General features: G+C 32.7%; 16 protein-coding genes. 12 read left to right on the top strand and 4 right to left on the bottom strand.

All coding sequences use genetic code 11. From position 1 onward, the window contains the following. Nucleotides 1–26: 26 nt before the first annotated feature. The 6 genes from gcvH (at nt 27) to ACQUQZ_RS12540 (ending at nt 4,721) form a co-directional block, all read left to right on the top strand. Nucleotides 27–404, top strand: a complete 378-nt coding sequence (gene gcvH, locus ACQUQZ_RS12515; protein ID WP_435355314.1) for a glycine cleavage system protein GcvH — start codon at nt 27–29, stop codon at nt 402–404. A gap of 234 nt (nt 405–638) precedes the next feature. Further along, nucleotides 639–1,937: a dihydroorotase gene (locus tag ACQUQZ_RS12520; protein WP_435355316.1), complete on the top strand. Its 1,299-nt coding sequence runs from the start codon at nt 639–641 to the stop codon at nt 1,935–1,937. Continuing rightward, entirely contained in the window at nt 1,921–2,469 is a 549-nt protein-coding gene (locus ACQUQZ_RS12525; RefSeq protein WP_435355318.1) for a DUF4199 domain-containing protein, read from the top strand. Before ACQUQZ_RS12520 ends, ACQUQZ_RS12525 begins: the two co-directional genes overlap by 17 nt. A gap of 49 nt (nt 2,470–2,518) precedes the next feature. Next, the gene (locus tag ACQUQZ_RS12530; RefSeq protein ID WP_435355320.1) at nt 2,519–3,034 is read left to right on the top strand and encodes a DUF4199 domain-containing protein; all 516 of its coding nucleotides are present in this window, start codon (nt 2,519–2,521) and stop codon (nt 3,032–3,034) included. An 81-nt stretch (nt 3,035–3,115) separates the two neighbouring features. Beyond that, entirely contained in the window at nt 3,116–3,838 is a 723-nt protein-coding gene (gene gldF / locus ACQUQZ_RS12535; RefSeq protein WP_435355321.1) for a gliding motility-associated ABC transporter permease subunit GldF, read from the top strand. A 91-nt stretch (nt 3,839–3,929) separates the two neighbouring features. Next, nucleotides 3,930–4,721, top strand: a complete 792-nt coding sequence (locus tag ACQUQZ_RS12540; RefSeq protein ID WP_435355323.1) for a PhzF family phenazine biosynthesis protein — start codon at nt 3,930–3,932, stop codon at nt 4,719–4,721. A gap of 85 nt (nt 4,722–4,806) precedes the next feature. On the opposite strand, the gene ACQUQZ_RS12545 is transcribed toward ACQUQZ_RS12540, so the two are convergent. After that, nucleotides 4,807–6,651, bottom strand: coding sequence for a glycoside hydrolase family 13 protein (locus ACQUQZ_RS12545; protein ID WP_435355325.1), 1,845 nt, complete (start codon nt 6,649–6,651; stop codon nt 4,807–4,809). Nucleotides 6,652–7,067: 416 nt separating this feature from the next. On the opposite strand from ACQUQZ_RS12545, the gene queA reads away from it, so the two are divergent. Then, complete coding sequence (gene queA, locus ACQUQZ_RS12550; RefSeq protein WP_435355327.1) at nt 7,068–8,120, top strand: tRNA preQ1(34) S-adenosylmethionine ribosyltransferase-isomerase QueA; 1,053 nt, start codon at nt 7,068–7,070, stop codon at nt 8,118–8,120. A 45-nt stretch (nt 8,121–8,165) separates the two neighbouring features. Next, on the top strand, nt 8,166–8,864 hold the full coding sequence (locus tag ACQUQZ_RS12555) for a 2-C-methyl-D-erythritol 4-phosphate cytidylyltransferase (RefSeq protein ID WP_435355328.1): 699 nt from the start codon (nt 8,166–8,168) through the stop codon (nt 8,862–8,864). Between the two features lie 86 nt (nt 8,865–8,950). Here ACQUQZ_RS12555 and ACQUQZ_RS12560 read toward each other — a convergent pair whose 3' ends face one another. Beyond that, complete coding sequence (locus ACQUQZ_RS12560; protein ID WP_435355330.1) at nt 8,951–9,751, bottom strand: hypothetical protein; 801 nt, start codon at nt 9,749–9,751, stop codon at nt 8,951–8,953. Between the two features lie 270 nt (nt 9,752–10,021). Beyond that, nucleotides 10,022–10,738 (bottom strand): SDR family NAD(P)-dependent oxidoreductase, encoded by a 717-nt coding sequence (locus tag ACQUQZ_RS12565; protein ID WP_435355332.1) that lies wholly within the window; start codon nt 10,736–10,738, stop codon nt 10,022–10,024. 106 nt (nt 10,739–10,844) lie between these two features. Here ACQUQZ_RS12565 and meaB point away from each other — a divergent pair, with 106 nt between their 5' ends. The 4 genes from meaB (at nt 10,845) to ACQUQZ_RS12585 (ending at nt 16,472) form a co-directional block, all read left to right on the top strand. Next, nucleotides 10,845–11,825, top strand: coding sequence for a methylmalonyl Co-A mutase-associated GTPase MeaB (meaB, locus tag ACQUQZ_RS12570; protein WP_435355334.1), 981 nt, complete (start codon nt 10,845–10,847; stop codon nt 11,823–11,825). Between the two features lie 185 nt (nt 11,826–12,010). Further along, nucleotides 12,011–14,347, top strand: coding sequence for an efflux RND transporter permease subunit (locus tag ACQUQZ_RS12575; protein ID WP_435355335.1), 2,337 nt, complete (start codon nt 12,011–12,013; stop codon nt 14,345–14,347). A gap of 131 nt (nt 14,348–14,478) precedes the next feature. After that, the gene (gene ybeY, locus ACQUQZ_RS12580; protein ID WP_435355337.1) at nt 14,479–14,892 is read left to right on the top strand and encodes an rRNA maturation RNase YbeY; all 414 of its coding nucleotides are present in this window, start codon (nt 14,479–14,481) and stop codon (nt 14,890–14,892) included. 446 nt (nt 14,893–15,338) lie between these two features. Next, on the top strand, nt 15,339–16,472 hold the full coding sequence (locus ACQUQZ_RS12585) for a C1 family peptidase (protein WP_435355339.1): 1,134 nt from the start codon (nt 15,339–15,341) through the stop codon (nt 16,470–16,472). A 54-nt stretch (nt 16,473–16,526) separates the two neighbouring features. Here the strand turns inward: ACQUQZ_RS12585 and ACQUQZ_RS12590 are convergent, their stop codons facing one another. Next, nucleotides 16,527–17,552, bottom strand: a complete 1,026-nt coding sequence (locus ACQUQZ_RS12590; protein ID WP_435355340.1) for an NAD(P)-dependent oxidoreductase — start codon at nt 17,550–17,552, stop codon at nt 16,527–16,529. Nucleotides 17,553–17,587: the final 35 nt, after the last annotated feature.

Here is a 17,587-nt window from a genome sequence, read left to right on the forward strand (position 1 = left end):
AAAATCAATAAAACTTTACATCAACAATGAATTTTCCTGCTGACTTACGCTATACAAGCGAACATGAATGGGTAAAAATGACCGACGGTAATATTGCCATAGTTGGCATCACAGATTTTGCTCAAAGTGAATTGGGTGATATTGTTTTCGTAGAAATAGAAACGGTTGGTCAAACATTTCCTGCCAATGAAATTTTTGGCACAGTCGAAGCAGTAAAAACAGTTTCAGACTTATTTTTACCAATTGGTGGCAAAATTTTAGAAGTAAATCCAGCCTTACAAAATGCTCCTGAATTAGTTAATAATGACCCTTATGGTGAAGGCTGGATGATTAAATTGGAGGTTGGCAACATTGCAGAATTTGATGCTTTGATGGACGCAACTGCCTATCAAAATATTATTTAATAAATAAAATGAAGATAATTCAATAAAATATTAAAAAAAATGCCCTAACAAGGGCATTTTTTTTACAAAAAATATACTTGTTGGATTTCTATGACATTGAAGACAATGTAATTTGAAGATTTAGAAATTTCTCAGTTTGAGAAACAACAGCATAAGCATCTGATAATCAAGCAATTAAATTTCATTCTTCAAGTTACTCAATTATTATAAATACTTTGCACTTTTACCGCTCAAATGAAAATTTTACTAAAATCTGTAAAAATAATTGATGCAAATGCTGACAATCATGGTCAGACAAAGGATATTTTTATAGAAAATGGGATTATTATTGCAATTGCAGATAATATTTCTCATCAAGCAGATCATATTTTTGAAGGAGAAAACCTTTGTGTTTCGGCGGGCTGGGTTGATATGCGGGTTTCTCCCAAAGATCCAGGGTATGAATCGAAGGAAGATTTAACTACTTTATGCCAAGCAGCAATGGCAGGTGGGTTTACAGAAATTTTCACCTTGCCAAATACCAAACCAATCGTACAAACCAAAGAAGCAATATCATATTTTAAAAGTTTTGCAAGCAATCAGTTGATTGACATCCATGTAGGGGCAGCTATAACAAAAAATTGTGAAGGCAAAGACTTTACCGAAATGCTTGATCTCCAGAATGCTGGTGCAGCAGCTTTTACCGATGGCGAACATACAATATGGAACGCTGATATTTTGTTGAAAACATTACAATACCTCGCTCCTATTGATGCTTTACTGATGAATCGACCAGAGGAGCCAAGTATGACCATTTTTGGTCAGATGCACGAAGGAATTGAAAGCACCTTACTCGGTATGAAGGGGATTCCGAGTACAGCCGAAGAATTGATGATTATGAGAGACTTGAAATTATTGGAATATTTTTTAGGTTCAGAAATATCCGAAAATAAAACTTCAAAACTCCATTTTTCTACTATTTCCACTGCAAAAACAGTCGAAATGATAAGTGAAGCAAAAAAGAAAGGACTTCCTGTAAGTTGTGATATTGCTGCTCATCAGCTTGCTTTTATTGATACTGATTTAAAAGATTTTGATACTAATTTAAAGGTAAACCCACCTTTTCGTAGCAAAAATGACATTATAGCACTACAACGGGGATTAGCAGATGGCACAATCGATGCAATTGTTTCAGACCATAATCCACATGATGATGAGGCAAAAAATTTAGAGTTTGATTTAGCTGATTTTGGTATTATTGGTCTTGAAACAGCTTTTTCGGTAGCAAATACAAATAGTCAATTAAGTATCGAGCAATTGATTGATAAATTTACCAACAATCCTCGAAAATTATTGCGTTTACCAAAAGTAAAAATTGAAGTTGGAGAAATTGCTAATTTGACAGTTTTTGATCCTTCAATCAATTGGGTTTTCTCAAAAAATCATATTCACTCAAAATCAAAAAATACACCTTTCGTTGGTAAAGAATTAATCGGAAAAAGTGTGGCTGTAATTAACAAAGGGAAAATATACACAAATGATAGTAAAAAATAGAATTATTCGAAGTGCATTGATTTACGGAAGTATTGCCGCGGCAATCTGTATCATAGTTGCCATGTTGCAATATTATGGCCTTCATAAAAGCCCTTTTGGACGCTATAAAGCCCCTGCTTTTGGTATTAATATTATTTTTATTGTGGTGGCTGTATGGACTTACCGTGCTAATAATGGTGGTATTTTGACATTTACGGAAGGCTTTTCGGTCGGTTTTATGACCAATCTTTTTGCTGCATTATTGACAGCTTTGTTTTTTTATATTTTTGTTCAATTCATTGATAGTCAATGGGGTAATAACCAATCAATTATGCTTTGGGTCAATGAAAATATTGCTGGAATTGAAAAAATAAAGGATGCTCACATCAAAAATTTTGGATTAAAAGAATACAATGACTTATTGAAGCAAGCCAAAGAAGTACCTTCGGCTGGATTCGTTTTTTTAGATGAACTTGGTAAGAAACAAATTTGTATCATTGCTGTAACTGTCATCTCAATAATTTTTAGACGACATACATTCACTGTATCATAGTTTTTTTATACATTTACTTATCAAATTTACTTAACCCTAATCTTTACTCATGGAAAAACCTTCAACTGCTCGCATTGCCCTCAAATGGGGATTAGTCACAGCAATATTGATAATCATTTATACAGTCATTTTATATATGACTGGTCTTTTCAAGACACCATCATTATCATGGATAAGTTTTCTACTGTTATTAACTGGAATATTCTTAGCTCTAAGAGAATTCAAGTCATTGAATGGCAATTTTATGAGTTTTAGTGAAGGTTTGGGAGTAGGGACGCTCATGAGTGCCGTAACTGGTTTGATTGGCTCTATTTTTAGCTATATCTATATTAATTATATTGATACAACTATTATGCAGCAAATGAGTGATTTGCAAAGAGAACAATTGGAAGCAAGAGGAATGTCAACTGAGCAAGTTGACCAAGCGATGGAAATGGCTGCCAAATTTACATCTCCAGGTCTAATGTTTTTATTTGGAATCTTAGGGTATGTATTTTTTGGATTCATTTTTTCGTTAATAGTATCGGCTATTGTTAAGAACAGTAAACCAGAAGTTGAATTTTAATACGTTATTGACTAAATACGATTTTTCAAAATTAATTTCTCCAATTAAAATCGTCATTCGTCAATTGTAAATCCTTTAATAATGTTTGCTATTTTCCGAAAAGAATTAAATAGTTTTCTCAATTCACTTGTTGCTTATATAGTAATTGGCGTATTTTTAGTCTTTGTTGGCCTTTTTACGTGGTTTTTTGATTCAAATGTACTAGATTATGGTTATGCCGACTTGAATAACTTTTTTCAGTTGACACCATATATTTTCATTTTTTTGATTCCTGCTATTACGATGAGGTCTTTTTCGGAAGAATTTAAAAGTGGCACAATCGAATTACTTTTCACCAAACCTTTGACTGATTGGCAAATAATTTTGGGTAAGTTTTTAGCAATATTTCTCTTAATTTTACTCGCTTTATTGCCTACTTTATTATATTATTATTCTGTTTATCAGTTGGGAAATCCCAAAGGAAATATTGATTCGGCCGCAGTTATTGGCTCTTATTTAGGTCTTTTACTATTAGGAGGAGTTTTTGCTGGCATTGGACTTTGGGCCTCTTCACTAACTGATAATCAGATTGTTGCCTTTATATTTGGTACGGTTATTTGTTATTTTCTTTATGATGGAATCAATCAATTTGCCAATCTATTTAGTGGAACAACTCAATTCATTATCAATTATTTTGGACTAAGCTATCATTATGAATCGCTTGGGCGTGGATTGATTGATTCAAAAGATGTCATATTCTTGTTAAGTATTATTTTCTTGATGTTATTTCTAACAAAATTAAGATTAACTGCAAAGAAAAATTAGGTTCTTCGGCTGTCTTCTACTTCGCTCAGACACCAAAGTACATTGAGTTAATAAAAATAAATCACTCATTCATTATTTCAACCATTGATTTATGCAACTTCCTATCTATCAAGTAGATGCGTTCACTGATAAGCTTTTTGGTGGTAATCCAGCAGCCGTTATTCCTTTGAAAAATTGGTTGCCTGATGAATTAATGCAAAAAATTGCCTTGGAAAATAATCTTTCAGAAACAGCTTTTTTTGTTACTATTGATACAAATCAATTTCAAATTCGTTGGTTTACCCCTACTATTGAAGTTAATCTATGTGGACACGCTACTTTAGCAACAGCTTTTGTAATTTTTAATATATTGAAGTGCCAGCAAGATACTATTTTTTTTGAATCAAAAAGTGGTATCTTGAAAGTTAGAAAAGAAGGAAATTGGCTTGAATTAGATTTTCCTGCACAAGCAATTGTAGCTGCTCAAGCTCCCGAAGGGCTCATTGAAGGCATTGGTAAAAAACCGCTTGAAGTTTATCGGGCTTCTGATGATTATCTATTGGTTTATAAATCACAGAAAGATATTGAAGAAATTTCTCCTAATTTTAATACGTTGAAACAAGTTAAAGCTCGTGGTGTAATCATTACCTCAAAGGCCAAATCGAAGCGTTTAGACTTTGTTTCAAGGTTTTTTGGTCCAGGTTCAGGCATTGATGAAGATCCTGTGACGGGTTCTGCACATACTAAATTAGTACCATTTTGGGCAAATATTTTAAATAAAAACGAACTCATTGCCGAGCAAATTTCCAGTCGAAAAGGCTTCCTTAAATGTAAACTCGTCGGGGATAGAGTTTTGATGACTGGAAAAGGCAAGTTATTTTTAAAAGGAAAAATAACTTTATAATTATAGCAAACTTATCCTGAGATTAAAACCCAAATTAAATGGGAAATAAACGATTATACTAATATTTCAGTATGACATCATTTTTTTAATGAATTTCAAAAATCGTTGTAGATTTAGCTGGAACTAAAATTTGATTTTTGAGCAATTGTGATTCTTTACTAAAAATATTTTGAATATAAGTTTTACCCTTCAAAATCTCATTAAAATGTTTCGGGTCAATTGATGAGATTTTTTCGTTTTTATTCAGTACTACCATCACCATTTTTTTGTTATCATATCTAAAATAGACATAAATACCATCAAAAGGAGCAAAATGGAGTGTTTTTCCTGTCGAAATTACAGGATTCATTTTTCGCCAATTCAACAATTGTTTTAAATAAACTTTGGTGCTTTTTTGTGCATCTGACAAACCTTTTTCAGAAAAAACACTCATACTATCTTCTTTCCAACCACCAGGAAAATCTGAGCGAATTAGTCCATCAACTTTATGATGCCCAGTATTTTGCATCAAAACTTCAGTACCATAATATATCTGTGGAATTCCTCTTGTAGTGAGCAAATACGCCAAAGCCATTTTTGTGAGTTCTACATCTTCATTTAGCTGAGTGAAAAGTCTATCCATATCATGGTTGTCACCCATAATCAGAATGTTTGAAGGATCGGCATAAACAAAATCATTGGCTAAAGCTTCGTATAAAACGATCAACCCTCTCCCCCAAGTCTCTTTCTCAGTGAGAGCTTTCACGAGTGCCTCTTGCAATGGAAAATCCATGATACTCGTCAAACAACCATTGTAGCCATCAGTATTTTTTTTGCCTCTTTGCCAGTATGATGTTATAAGTGGATTTAGACTCCATTCTTCACCTACAATACTGAAATTTGGATATTCATCCATAATTGCACAACTCCAATTTTTTAAAAAAGTTTTGTCAGAATAACCATAAGTGTCTTGGCGAATACCTCCCAATTGTAAGGTTTCTATCCACCAAATAGTGTTTTGTATCAAATAATTAGCCATGAAAGGATTTTCACCGTTCATATCCGGCATCATTCTATCAAACCAACCCTTTTTCATAAATTCCTTGTCATAATCTGAAGCATATAAGTCTTGGTTTACCGTTCGACGATGATTGGTTGATGTCTTGGTATCAGGATAATTTAGCCAATTTTTAAATGGTAAATCTTCGGTCCACCAATAACCGTATCCTGTGTGATTAAGAACTTCATCAAAAATCAATTTGATACCTTTTTGACTGGCTTTTGTAGAAAGTTCTTTGTAATCATCAAGAGTTCCATATCGTGGGTCAACTTTATAATGATTTGTGATTGCATATCCATGATACGAGTAACCTGACATATTATTTTCGAGAACTGGTGTAGGCCAAATGGCTGTAAAACCCATTTCAGCTATATAATCAAGGCTGTTTATCATTCCTCTAATGTCACCACCGTGACGTCCACCATCAAAACTGCGGTTGATTTTTGCTTCTTTCATTCCTAAAACAATATCATTGGAATAATCACCATTGACAAAGCGGTCGGGAGTAATAAGGTATATTACATCTGATGAATTAAAACCACGCATCTGGGTCGATGACTGTTGTTTGGCTAATAAGCTATAATTGTAGTGGTAAACGGTTTTTCCAGCTTTTTTGAATTTGATAGTAAAACTACCCGCTCTGGCAGTTTTGGCAATCACCAAATCGAGAAAAAGATAATTTTTGCTATCGGCTTTATTAACTTTTTTGATGCTTACACCTGAGTAATTAATTATCGGCTGGGTGTCACTAATGTTCTCTCCATGAATCAATAATTGCAAATTTGGATTTTTCAAGCCCACCCACCAATTAAGCGGTTCAACATGATGAATTTGTGCGTTTGCTTTAAGTAAGAAACAACAAATAAATACCACTAGGTAAATCTTTTTCATTTTTATATGAATTTATAAGGAATATCCAAAAGCTCTACAGGATAGTGAATCAATTTTTATAGCATAACTTTTTGATTTCATTATGAAACAATGAACCACCATTTTTAAATAAAAAAACAATCTAATATCTATCAACTTTTAATGAAGGCAAGATACTATTTTTTTACCTTTAATAAAAAGAATCAAATGATGTCATTTTGGGTAAACCATGTATATAGAAATTTTTAAATATAAAAAACAAATATCTCAAAAAACTTGACACCCCCTACCTTGATGTTGTACCTTTGCGACCTATTTATATTAGGTTGAGTAATATTTCTTCGCCTAAATTTCTTCATGTAAGATAAAAGCACCCCAAAACATGAATGAAATCAAACAAAATTTTCTGTAAAAAACAGAATTGGGAATAAATAAAAATGAAACTTTCAGAATTCAAAATTGATCTTCCGCACAGCCTTATTGCCATGCACCCTCACGAGCAGCGTGATGGAGGTCGTATGATGGTAGTTAATCGCAAAACCAAAAAAATTGAACATAAAATGTTTAAAGACATTGTTGATTATTTTGGTGAAAAAGATACCTTGGTTGTTAATAATACTAAAGTTTTCCCAGCACGTCTATACGGTTCTAAAGAAAAAACTGGAGCTAAAATTGAGGTTTTTTTATTGCGAGAACTCAACCGTGAAATGCGTTTATGGGATGTTTTGGTTGATCCAGCTCGTAAAATTCGTGTCGGTAATAAATTATATTTTGGAGATAGCGATTTGGTTGCTGAAGTCATTGATAACACAACTTCTCGTGGTCGTACAATCCGTTTTTTGTTTGATGGTTCTCATGAAGAAATGATGAAGGCTGTTCACGAATTAGGTGAAACACCTCTTCCGATTGATATAATCAAACGCCCAGTAACCGAGGAAGATCGTGTGCGTTATCAGACAATATTTGCAGAAAACGAAGGAGCTGTTGCTGCTCCAACGGCTGGAATGCACTTTACTAAAAATGTTCAACGTAGAATGGAAATTAAAGGTACTAACTTTTGTCCAATCACTTTGCACATTGGTATTGGTACTTTCCGTCAGGTTGATGTGGAAGATTTAACTAAGCATAAAACAGATTCAGAAAACTTTTTCATTCCTGAAAGTACCTGTGAAATCGTGAATCGCTCGATTGACATGGAAGGTAAAATTTGTGCCATCGGTACAACTGCCATGAAAGCTATCGAATCTTCTGTATCTGCAAGTGACCACTTGAAACCAGTTGATAATGGTTGGACAGATAAATTCATCTTCCCTCCTTTTGAATTTAAAATTACCAATGCTCTATTAACAAATTTCCACTTGCCAGAGTCAATCCTATTGATGACAGCCTGTGCTTTTGGTGGACATGAATTGATCATGCACGCATATAACGAAGCCATCAAGGAAAAGTACAAATTCTTCACTTATGGTGATGCCATGTTGATATTGTAGCCCCACTCAGCCCTTCCAAATCGGGAGGGCTTTTTTTTCTTTTAAATGGACTCACCTTTAAAATACGCAATCATTGTTGCTGGTGGAAGTGGTAGCAGAATGAAAAGCGAAATTCCAAAGCAATTTTTACCACTTGCTGGAAAACCTATTTTACTACACACCGTAGAGGTATTTCTACAAATAACTGATATTCAACTAATTATTGTTCTTCCTAAAAATGATATTGATTATTGGCATCAGATTACACAATCGAATGCAAACATTCAATCATTTAAAAATTCAATTATCATTACTGAAGGTGGAGCTACAAGATTTCAGTCTGTAAAAAATGGTTTAAAACAAATCAAAGATGATGGATTAGTGGCCGTTCATGATGGAGTTAGACCATTAGTAAGTCTTGATATTATCCAAAAATCTTATCAAGTTGCTTATGAACATGGTACTGCGGTGACGAGTGTTTGGGTAAAGGATTCGGTAAGAGAGGTGGATAAAGACGGAAAAAACTTGGCTATTGATCGTACAAAATTAAAACTTATACAAACGCCACAAACATTTCGATTAAGCCTTTTCAAAAAGGCTTTTGAGGTAGAAGAGGAAGCTTTTTTTACAGATTGTGCCAGTGTACTTGAATTTTCTGGTCAGCAAATCAATTTAATTGACGGAGCTTATGAGAATATTAAAATTACCACTCCTGAGGATATGATTGTCGCTGAGGCTTTTTTAAAATTGAAAATTGAAAATTGAAAATTGAAAATTGAAAATTGAAAATTTTGGTCTGTGTTCTTTCATATTCCAACGCAAATCATCATTTATTTTAAATTATCTATTGTTTACTGGCAATTATATTCAAATTTAGATTCAGCCGAAAGAATTTTGTTTTGATTTTCAAGCATAATTTTCATCGAGTTTGGAAATCCTTGTTCATTGACAATAACCTCTCTGATAGTTCTGAGTTCAGGAACTTCCTTTAATTCTGTGCCTTGTAAGGTAAAAAATTTGGTTGATTGAATATTATTTCCTCCAAAAGGAAGAAAAGCATACAGCGGCCGAATTAACCAATATATTCTAATTTCTGGAATTCCTTCAAAAAAATTACGATTATTGTCAAAAGTATGCTCATTCAAGGTAGGTAAACTACCATAATCTGAGCGATAAATGCGATAAGGATTTCCATTCACATCATATTCTATACTTCGATTCACACCTAATAATCTCAGTCCTAAAGCACTTATTGGGCGATTTTGAGCATCATACTCAAAAACAATTTCATCATTTATTACACCATTAGTTGTTTGAGTCGATTTAGTCACTAAACCAGATGAATTGTAAGTGAGATCAAAACGGGAGATTTTACTTGTATTTGATTCGTCACGAAAGGCCAACAATTTCCCTAATGTGTTATATTCATAAAAAATTTTTATTCTTCCAGATGTATCTTTTGCATTCTTCAAATCATAACTATACATCATCTCAATACGATTATCCTTCAATCTAACTAAATCATGGTGAATCAGGTTTGTTGCAGGATAGGTCGTAATAAATTTTGTCAAATGGCAAACAGGCGTTTGATCTTCTTTTTTACAAGATAAAAAAGTGATACATACTATTAAGATAAGTATTAATGGCCGCATATATTTAGAAAATTCATTCTGATTAAACGTATTAAGTTTTATTTTGTTCAGTAAAATTTTTAAAATTTTGTTATATCATTGAATATCAGCATTTTAACAAAAACAGTGATATTAAATTAAACTTAAATTTTAAATAAAAAACAATGCTCAAAGATAGAAAAATCGTTTCATAAAGAAGCAGATTTTACCAAAAAACCAATGATTACTATGTATGTTTTAACAATAACAGTTCAATCTCAAACAATCAATATCTAAATTAAAAAAAAATAATTAAAATACTTTTTCCAAAAGCCACTCTGGAATCATTTTTAGTATTAAAGCAATCAATACATATCTCTTTGTGATATATGCTACTTTCTTTTTTGAATCTATGGCATCTTTGATTTGAATAGCCGCTTTTTCTGGACTTGATACCCAAAACATCCCTTTATTTTGTTTTGTCATTGGCGTGTCAACAAAGCCAGGACGAATATCCGTAATGGCAATACCGTGCTTATATTTTGTTGAACGCATACGCAAACCTGACATATAATTAGCCATAAATGCCTTAGAGGCATGGTATTCTGGTGAATAGGCACTTCCTGAAAGAGATGCCAATGAAGAAATCCCTACTATCTGACCCCCACCTTTTTGTTGAAAATATTGATAAGACCAATGAGCCAAAGCTAAAAAGCCTCTCACATTGATATGAACTGTTTCAATTTCTTGTATGAAAGTAGCCTTTGGAAAACCTACTCCTGCATTAATTATAACCACATCAAATCCGCCCAATTCGAGTGACAGTTCATCCATTATATTTCTTGATTCTTCATAATTGATTACATCCATCGAACGAACATGAATTTTGGTTTGTGGGTATGTTTGTTTGATTTCTTCAAGCAAAGCAATTCTTCTACCTGTAATAGCCATTTCAATTCCTTTCGAAGCATAAAGTTCTGCTAACGAACGTCCAATTCCAGTTGTAGCACCAATGATTACTATTTTCATATTTATTTATGAGAGAGTTTATATAAAAATCAAGTACAATACTTCGTTAGATTACTTATCTTTGTTCGTAAATGTAATGAATTCATTCAATACTCAAAATATTTTCATGCAAAAAAGACTTTCTGCCAATGAGTATATTCAAGGAATTTTATCTGGAAATAGGGTTATTCTTAGCAGAGCGATTACGCTTGTAGAAAGTCAATTAAGCCAAGATAAAAATTTAGCTCAAGAAGTTTTAGAGAAAATATTGCCGTTTTCGGGAAAATCAATCAGAATTGGAATAACTGGTGTACCTGGTGTTGGGAAAAGTACTTTTATTGAGGCTTTTGGTAAACATATTACTTCTCAAAACAAAAAAATAGCCGTTCTTGCAATTGACCCCAGTAGTCAGCGAACTGGCGGAAGTATCATGGGTGATAAAACTCGCATGGAAGAGCTTTCGCATGAATCTAATGCTTATATTCGCCCTTCTCCATCTGGAAATTCACTTGGAGGAGTAGCAAACAAAACACGTGAAACTATGTTATTATGCGAAGCTGCTGGCTTTGAAGTAATCATTGTTGAAACTGTTGGAGTGGGTCAATCTGAAACAATAGTAAAAGGAATGGTAGATTTTTTCTTATTATTGATGCTTTCAGGGGCAGGAGATGAACTACAAGGTATCAAACGTGGAATAATGGAAATGGCTGATGCTGTTGTAATTACCAAAACAGACGGAGATAATATTCAAAAAGCTAAGAATGCTAGGATGGAATACATTCATGCTTTACATCTTTATCCACCATCGCAAAATAATTGGTATCCTCAAGTATTAACTTGTTCGGCGTTGGAAAAAACTGGGCTTTTTGAAATTTGGGAAATGATAATAGATTTTCAAAAAAAAATGTTGGCAAATGGCTTTTGGCAAAGGAATCGTCAAGAACAAAATTTAGAATGGATGTATGCTTTTATTAAGCAAACTTTAACCGCTCAATTCTTTGATAATCAATTAGTTAAAAACAACATCCCACTGATAGAAGCTAAGATTTTAGCTGGAGAGTTATTACCAATCCAGGCGGCAAATACACTTTTCAAATTGTTAAATTGAACGAATGCCACAAAATAGAATTTAAAATTCTAACTAAATTTCGTATTTTATTCATAAGTTTAGAACATTTCTTCGAGATAGTTTATCAAAAAGTCGTAATTTTGGAGAGTTATTGCAATTATCGTACTTGATATCCTATTATTCGCACATTCAATTTTTAGAATTATACTGACCCCTAAAAAAATATGTTCTGGTATAACATTTCAAAAGTAATATTAAAAAATCGCAGGATTTGGCTGGCAGTGATTTTTTTTACAACCGTTTTCATGGCTTATATGGCATCCCAAATTACGATGTCGTATGAGTTGGCAAGAATTTTACCTAAAAGTGATGAAAATTTTAAAATTTATGAAGATTTCAAAAAGAGATTTGGCGAAGATGGTAATGTGATGGTGATTGCCATCGAATCAGATAAGATTTATGAATTAAAGACATTCAATGAATGGTATGATTTAAACAAAAAAATCAAGAGTATTGAAGGCATTAAAAATGTAGTATCAAATGCTAATCTCTTTGGTGTTGTTAGAGATGATAGTTCAAAAAAATTTATATTTCCCCCCATTGTTCCTCACAAACCTAATAGCCAAGCTGAGGTTGATAGTGTCAAAGCGAAAATTGCAAAAATGCCTTTTTATAAAGGTGTGATATACAGTACCAAAGGAAATGCACATCTCATGGCCGTCACTTTTGATCAATCAAAGTTAAATAGCAAAGGCAGAATAAGTATTTCAAGAGAAGTGCAAGCCGAAGCTGAAGCTTTTGGCAAGAAAACAGGCATAGAAGTGCATTTTTCAGGAATGCCTTTTATTCGCACAAATTTCTTATCTAAAGTGTCTGCCGAAATGACAATGTTTCTTGGACTTGCTTTTTTGGTAACTATTGGTATTCTTTATTTGTTTTTACGTTCGTTTAAGGTAGTATTAATTACAGCATTATTGGTCATCATTTCTGTAATTTGGTCAGTTGGTTATATCGTCTTATTAGGTTATAAAATCACTATCCTAACTGGGCTAATTCCTCCTCTAATCATTGTAATAGGTATCCCAAATACAATTTTTTTAGTCAACAAATTTCAAGAAGAATTCTTGAAACATGGCGATAAAATGCGTGCTTTGGCCGTAACGATTGAAAAAATTGGCAAAACTACTTTTCTTGCCAATGTTACGACTTCTATAGGCTTTTTTGTTTTTTATTTTACTGGCAGCCCTTTATTACTTGAATTTGGCTTAGTTGCAGCCATCTGTATTATGTCAACTTGGGCAATATCTCTGATGCTTGTCCCTACAATGTTGAGCTATTCAGCTCCGCCGAGTGCAAAAAATGTAAGACATTTAGATAATAAAAATATCACACAATTTTTGAGTTTTGTTAATAGAATTGTTCATACAAAACGTACCATCTTGTATTGGTCCATTGGTATTTTATTGATTATTTTTACCTACGGGATGACTCGTCTGAAAGCAATTGGCTACATTGTTGATGATTTACCTCAAAAAGACCCAATTTATGCTGATTTGAAATTTATTGAAAAACATTTTCATGGCATTGTTCCTTTTGAGGTTGTAATAGATACCAAGAGAGAAAATGGTGTTTTAAATCCACAAGTTTTGAATAAAATTAAAGTCATGCAACGTGAGTTTGCCAAGTATGATGACTTTACCAATCCAATTTCATTAGTTGAGGCTATCAAACTCGTATATCAGGGCTATAGAGGTGGCGACCCAAAATATTTTCAATTACCTGGAGCTTTAGAACTTCAAAAATTAGCTGAATATGTTGGAACAGTAAAAGGTAAAGAAAACCTTGCTTCTCCATTTATTGATAGTACAAAACGATACACAAGGGTAAGTTTTCAGTGTGGAGATGCTGGAACTGTGAGAATTAGACAATTGGTTACAACACTACAACCAAAAATTGATTCTATATTCAACTATGACAAAGAAGCTCAAGCTTGGCTTCCAAAAGATGAGCAAATCGAAGCCAAAATCACTGGGAATGGCGTTGTTTTTATGAAAGGTAATGACTATTTACTCCAAAATTTGGTTGAAAGTACTCTTTGGGCAATTTTGTTGGTCAGTATAGTCATGTCAACTCAGTTTTTTGATTTTAAAATGATTTTAATTTCATCTATACCAAGTATTATTCCTTTAATTATTACTGCAGGAGTGATGGGGTATTTTGGTATTCCACTAAAGCCAACAACGACTTTAGTTTTCAGTATCGCTTTTGGAATTTCTTCCGATGGAACAATCTATTTCTTGACCAAATACAAGGATGAAATTAAAAATCATAATCGAACTGTTTCAGAAGCTATTACCGAAACTATTATGTACACGGGTATAAGTATGTTTTATACGGCCTTTATTCTTTTCTTTGGTTTTGGAATTTTTGCTGCTTCCAATTTCAAAGGAACAATCTATCTTGGCACATTGGTTTCGATTACCCTTCTTATGGGAATGATAGCCAATTTGATCCTTTTACCAGCATTTATTATGACTTTAGATAAAAAAAGAACAAAATAAATATTCATCTTATTCGCCCAAAAACAAGGCTGTTCTACCAAGAGCAGTCTTTATTTTTGATTATATCATTGAAATTCAACTTATCCACTGTATTTTTGAAAGCGAATAAATAAAAAAATATTACTTATTTAATGATAAATTTTCACACTGAAGACATCAATTTTAAAGTAGAAAAACCAATCAAAACAAAAAAATGGTTAAAAAAAGTAATTGAAATGGAAGGTTTTGAACTCTCAGAAATCAATTACATTTTTTGCTCTGATGAGTATCTACATAAAATAAATCTGGAATACCTGGACCATGATACCTTGACAGATATCATCACTTTTGATAATTCGGAAGAAAAAAACCTCATAGAAGGCGATATTTTTGTCAGTATTGACAGAGTGAATGACAATGCAAAAGATTTCAATAGTTCATTTGAACAAGAATTACAACGTGTATTGGTGCATGGTGTATTGCATCTTTGTGGCTACTATGATAAATCTATTGAAGATGAAAAGCAAATGAGAGCTAAAGAAGACTTTTACTTGAATATCTGGTGAAATAATATTGTTTGAAAAGAAAAAAAGGCAGATACTTCTGCCCTTTTTTGCCTATTTTGCTATTGAGTATAATAATATTTTGTTCTATTTTTGTTACTTTCCCTAAGTTTCTAATCTTCCGAATTTCTTAATCTTCTCTGAAAATAATAAAAGAAATAACCATGCCAAATCTTCAAATCTAAACATTTCAGGGACCTCTAAGTACACTTTAAAGCTCAATTTTTATTTAAATTACGAAGTATAAATCTATATTTTTTTAAAAAAACTATCACAGAAAAACAATATTTATCCGTTAGATAATTTTTTATAAAAAAAATAAAACCTATTCATTTAGTAAATATTTGTTAGCAATTTATTCTCCTTAATATTTTCAATTTCATTGGAATCTTCTACATTTGAAATAAATTTCAAATACCCAATCACTAATTAAACTAATATAAAAATCAATGGAAAATCGAATTGGTGGCTATTTAGCTGGAGCAATTCCGGCAGGAGTCACAAGAAAGGAATCAGGAAAGTATGATAAACTTCCTTCAAAAGTAGATTTAAGAGACCACCTCACCGAAGTTGAAATGCAAGTAGGAAATAGTTGCGTTGCAAATGCCTTTGCAGGTGCTTATGAATATCTAGCTAAACGAACCAATGGTGAATCTGGTGATGTAAGCCGCTTATATATATATTACAATGCACGTTATTTGGGCGATTCTCAAGACAAAGATTGTGGCTCAGTCATGTATAATGCAATTGAGGGTTTAAAACAGTACGGTGCTTGCTCAGAAGATCTTTGGCCAAATGATGAAACCATGATTTTGGATGAACCCGACCAAAGTTCCTACGACCATGGTTCAAATTTCAAGATAGTTGATGCAGAATATATTGAAACTGATCTTGAATTATGGAAACAAACACTTGCCGAAGGTTATCCCATTTCATTTTGTTTAAATACTTTCCAATCTTTTGATAGTGCCTGTCAAAATAGAGGAAGAGTTCCAATGCCTAAACCTTCTGATAACGTGCGTACAACTCATGGCTGGCATGCAATGCTATGTGTTGGTTATTCCGACCCCGATAAGGTATTTATTGTTAGAAATTCCTGGGGAAAAGACTGGGGTGACAGAGGTTATTGCTATATTCCTTATGATTACATGATAAATAAAGATTTCAATGGTCATGATTCTTGGATTATCAAATCGGTAGAAAATCTTGATTTTAGTGACGGGGTTTGGGACGAAACGGAAGAATCAAGCTTTGCTGTAGATGGAATGATATATGTAACAGATTTTTGGATTCAAACGGAGGATACAGAAGACTTTGCAACTGAACTTGAAAAATTATGCTTAGAATATGTTGAAAGTGAAGAAGATTTCTTTTTTGATTATGAAGCAAAAGAAGAAGATGGTGTAGAATATACCTATATCAATAATTTTGAGATACTAACAGAAAATCCTGATGATTTTATTGCTGATTTAGAATCGCTTTGTGAGAATTACGCTATTGATGAAGAATATAGTTTCACCTATAGCAATGAAGAAAATACTGAAGAAGAAGATGAGGAGGAAGAAGAGGAAGAAGATAAATAGATTATAGTTAGAAGTTGCGAATGCCCTTATTTGAGGGCATTCGCATTAGAAATATCAGAAAACTAATTGTCCAATTTTTTCAACCAAAACTTGATTAATTTTGACATATGACTCATGCGTCCATCCAGCAATATGAGGAGTCAAAATAACTCTGTCGGATTGAGTGATTTTATTAAAAACCTCTTGTTGCTCTGGTGTTAATTTTTGAAGTTTTTCGTTCTCCAATACATCCAAACAAGCACCTCTGACTTTACCATTTTCAAGAGCAGCTAATATGTCTTTCAGAACGACTATTTCACCACGAGAAGCATTTAAAAAATAAATAGATTTTTTGAATCTATTTAAATATTGAGAATCCACCATTATTGATGTTTCATTGGTCAATGGTATATGAAGAGTAAGAATATCCGCTTCTTCATAAATCCTATCCATTGATGATTCTTCAACAAATTCATCATTAAAATTTGTCTTAAATTTATCAAAAGCCAAAATTTTACAATCAAAAGCTTTTAGTCTTTTTGCTGTTTCTGAGCCATTATTTCCATAACCAATCAAACCAACAGTTTTTCCACTTAATTCATATCCCCTATTGGCTTCACGTAACCAAATACCATTTCTTACTTGTCTATCGGCAATCAAAATATTATTCATTAAACATAGAAGCATTCCAATGATATGTTCAGCAACAGCCACTCTATTTCCTTCATTTGCTGAAAAAAGATGAATTTTTTTTTCGCTAACTACCTCATTATCAATCAAATCAAGTCCAGCTCCAGCTCTAGCTATAAATCTTAACTGATGTGCATTTTCCAATAGTTCTTCGTCAACAAAAGTCTTGCTTCTGATAATCAAGCCTTCATATTTCCCTATTGATTCAATGATTTCTTGGCGTTTTATCAATGGCTTATAATCAGGAATATAGCCAATATTTTCAAGCATTTGAATGATACTTAAGTGCATTTCGTCGGCAATCAAGACTAAACCGCTATTTGTGGGACTGATACTATTCACAGGATTTTTTTTATATTGTCTTTGTAAGTAACTTGCAACAAAATTACGGTTACATATTTGGATACACATTATTTAATACAATTTTTTACAAAAAAATGTTTATC

Origin of the sequence: Emticicia sp. SJ17W-69, from assembly GCF_051209875.1 — a bacterium.
In the GTDB taxonomy this organism is placed as follows: domain Bacteria; phylum Bacteroidota; class Bacteroidia; order Cytophagales; family Spirosomataceae; genus Emticicia.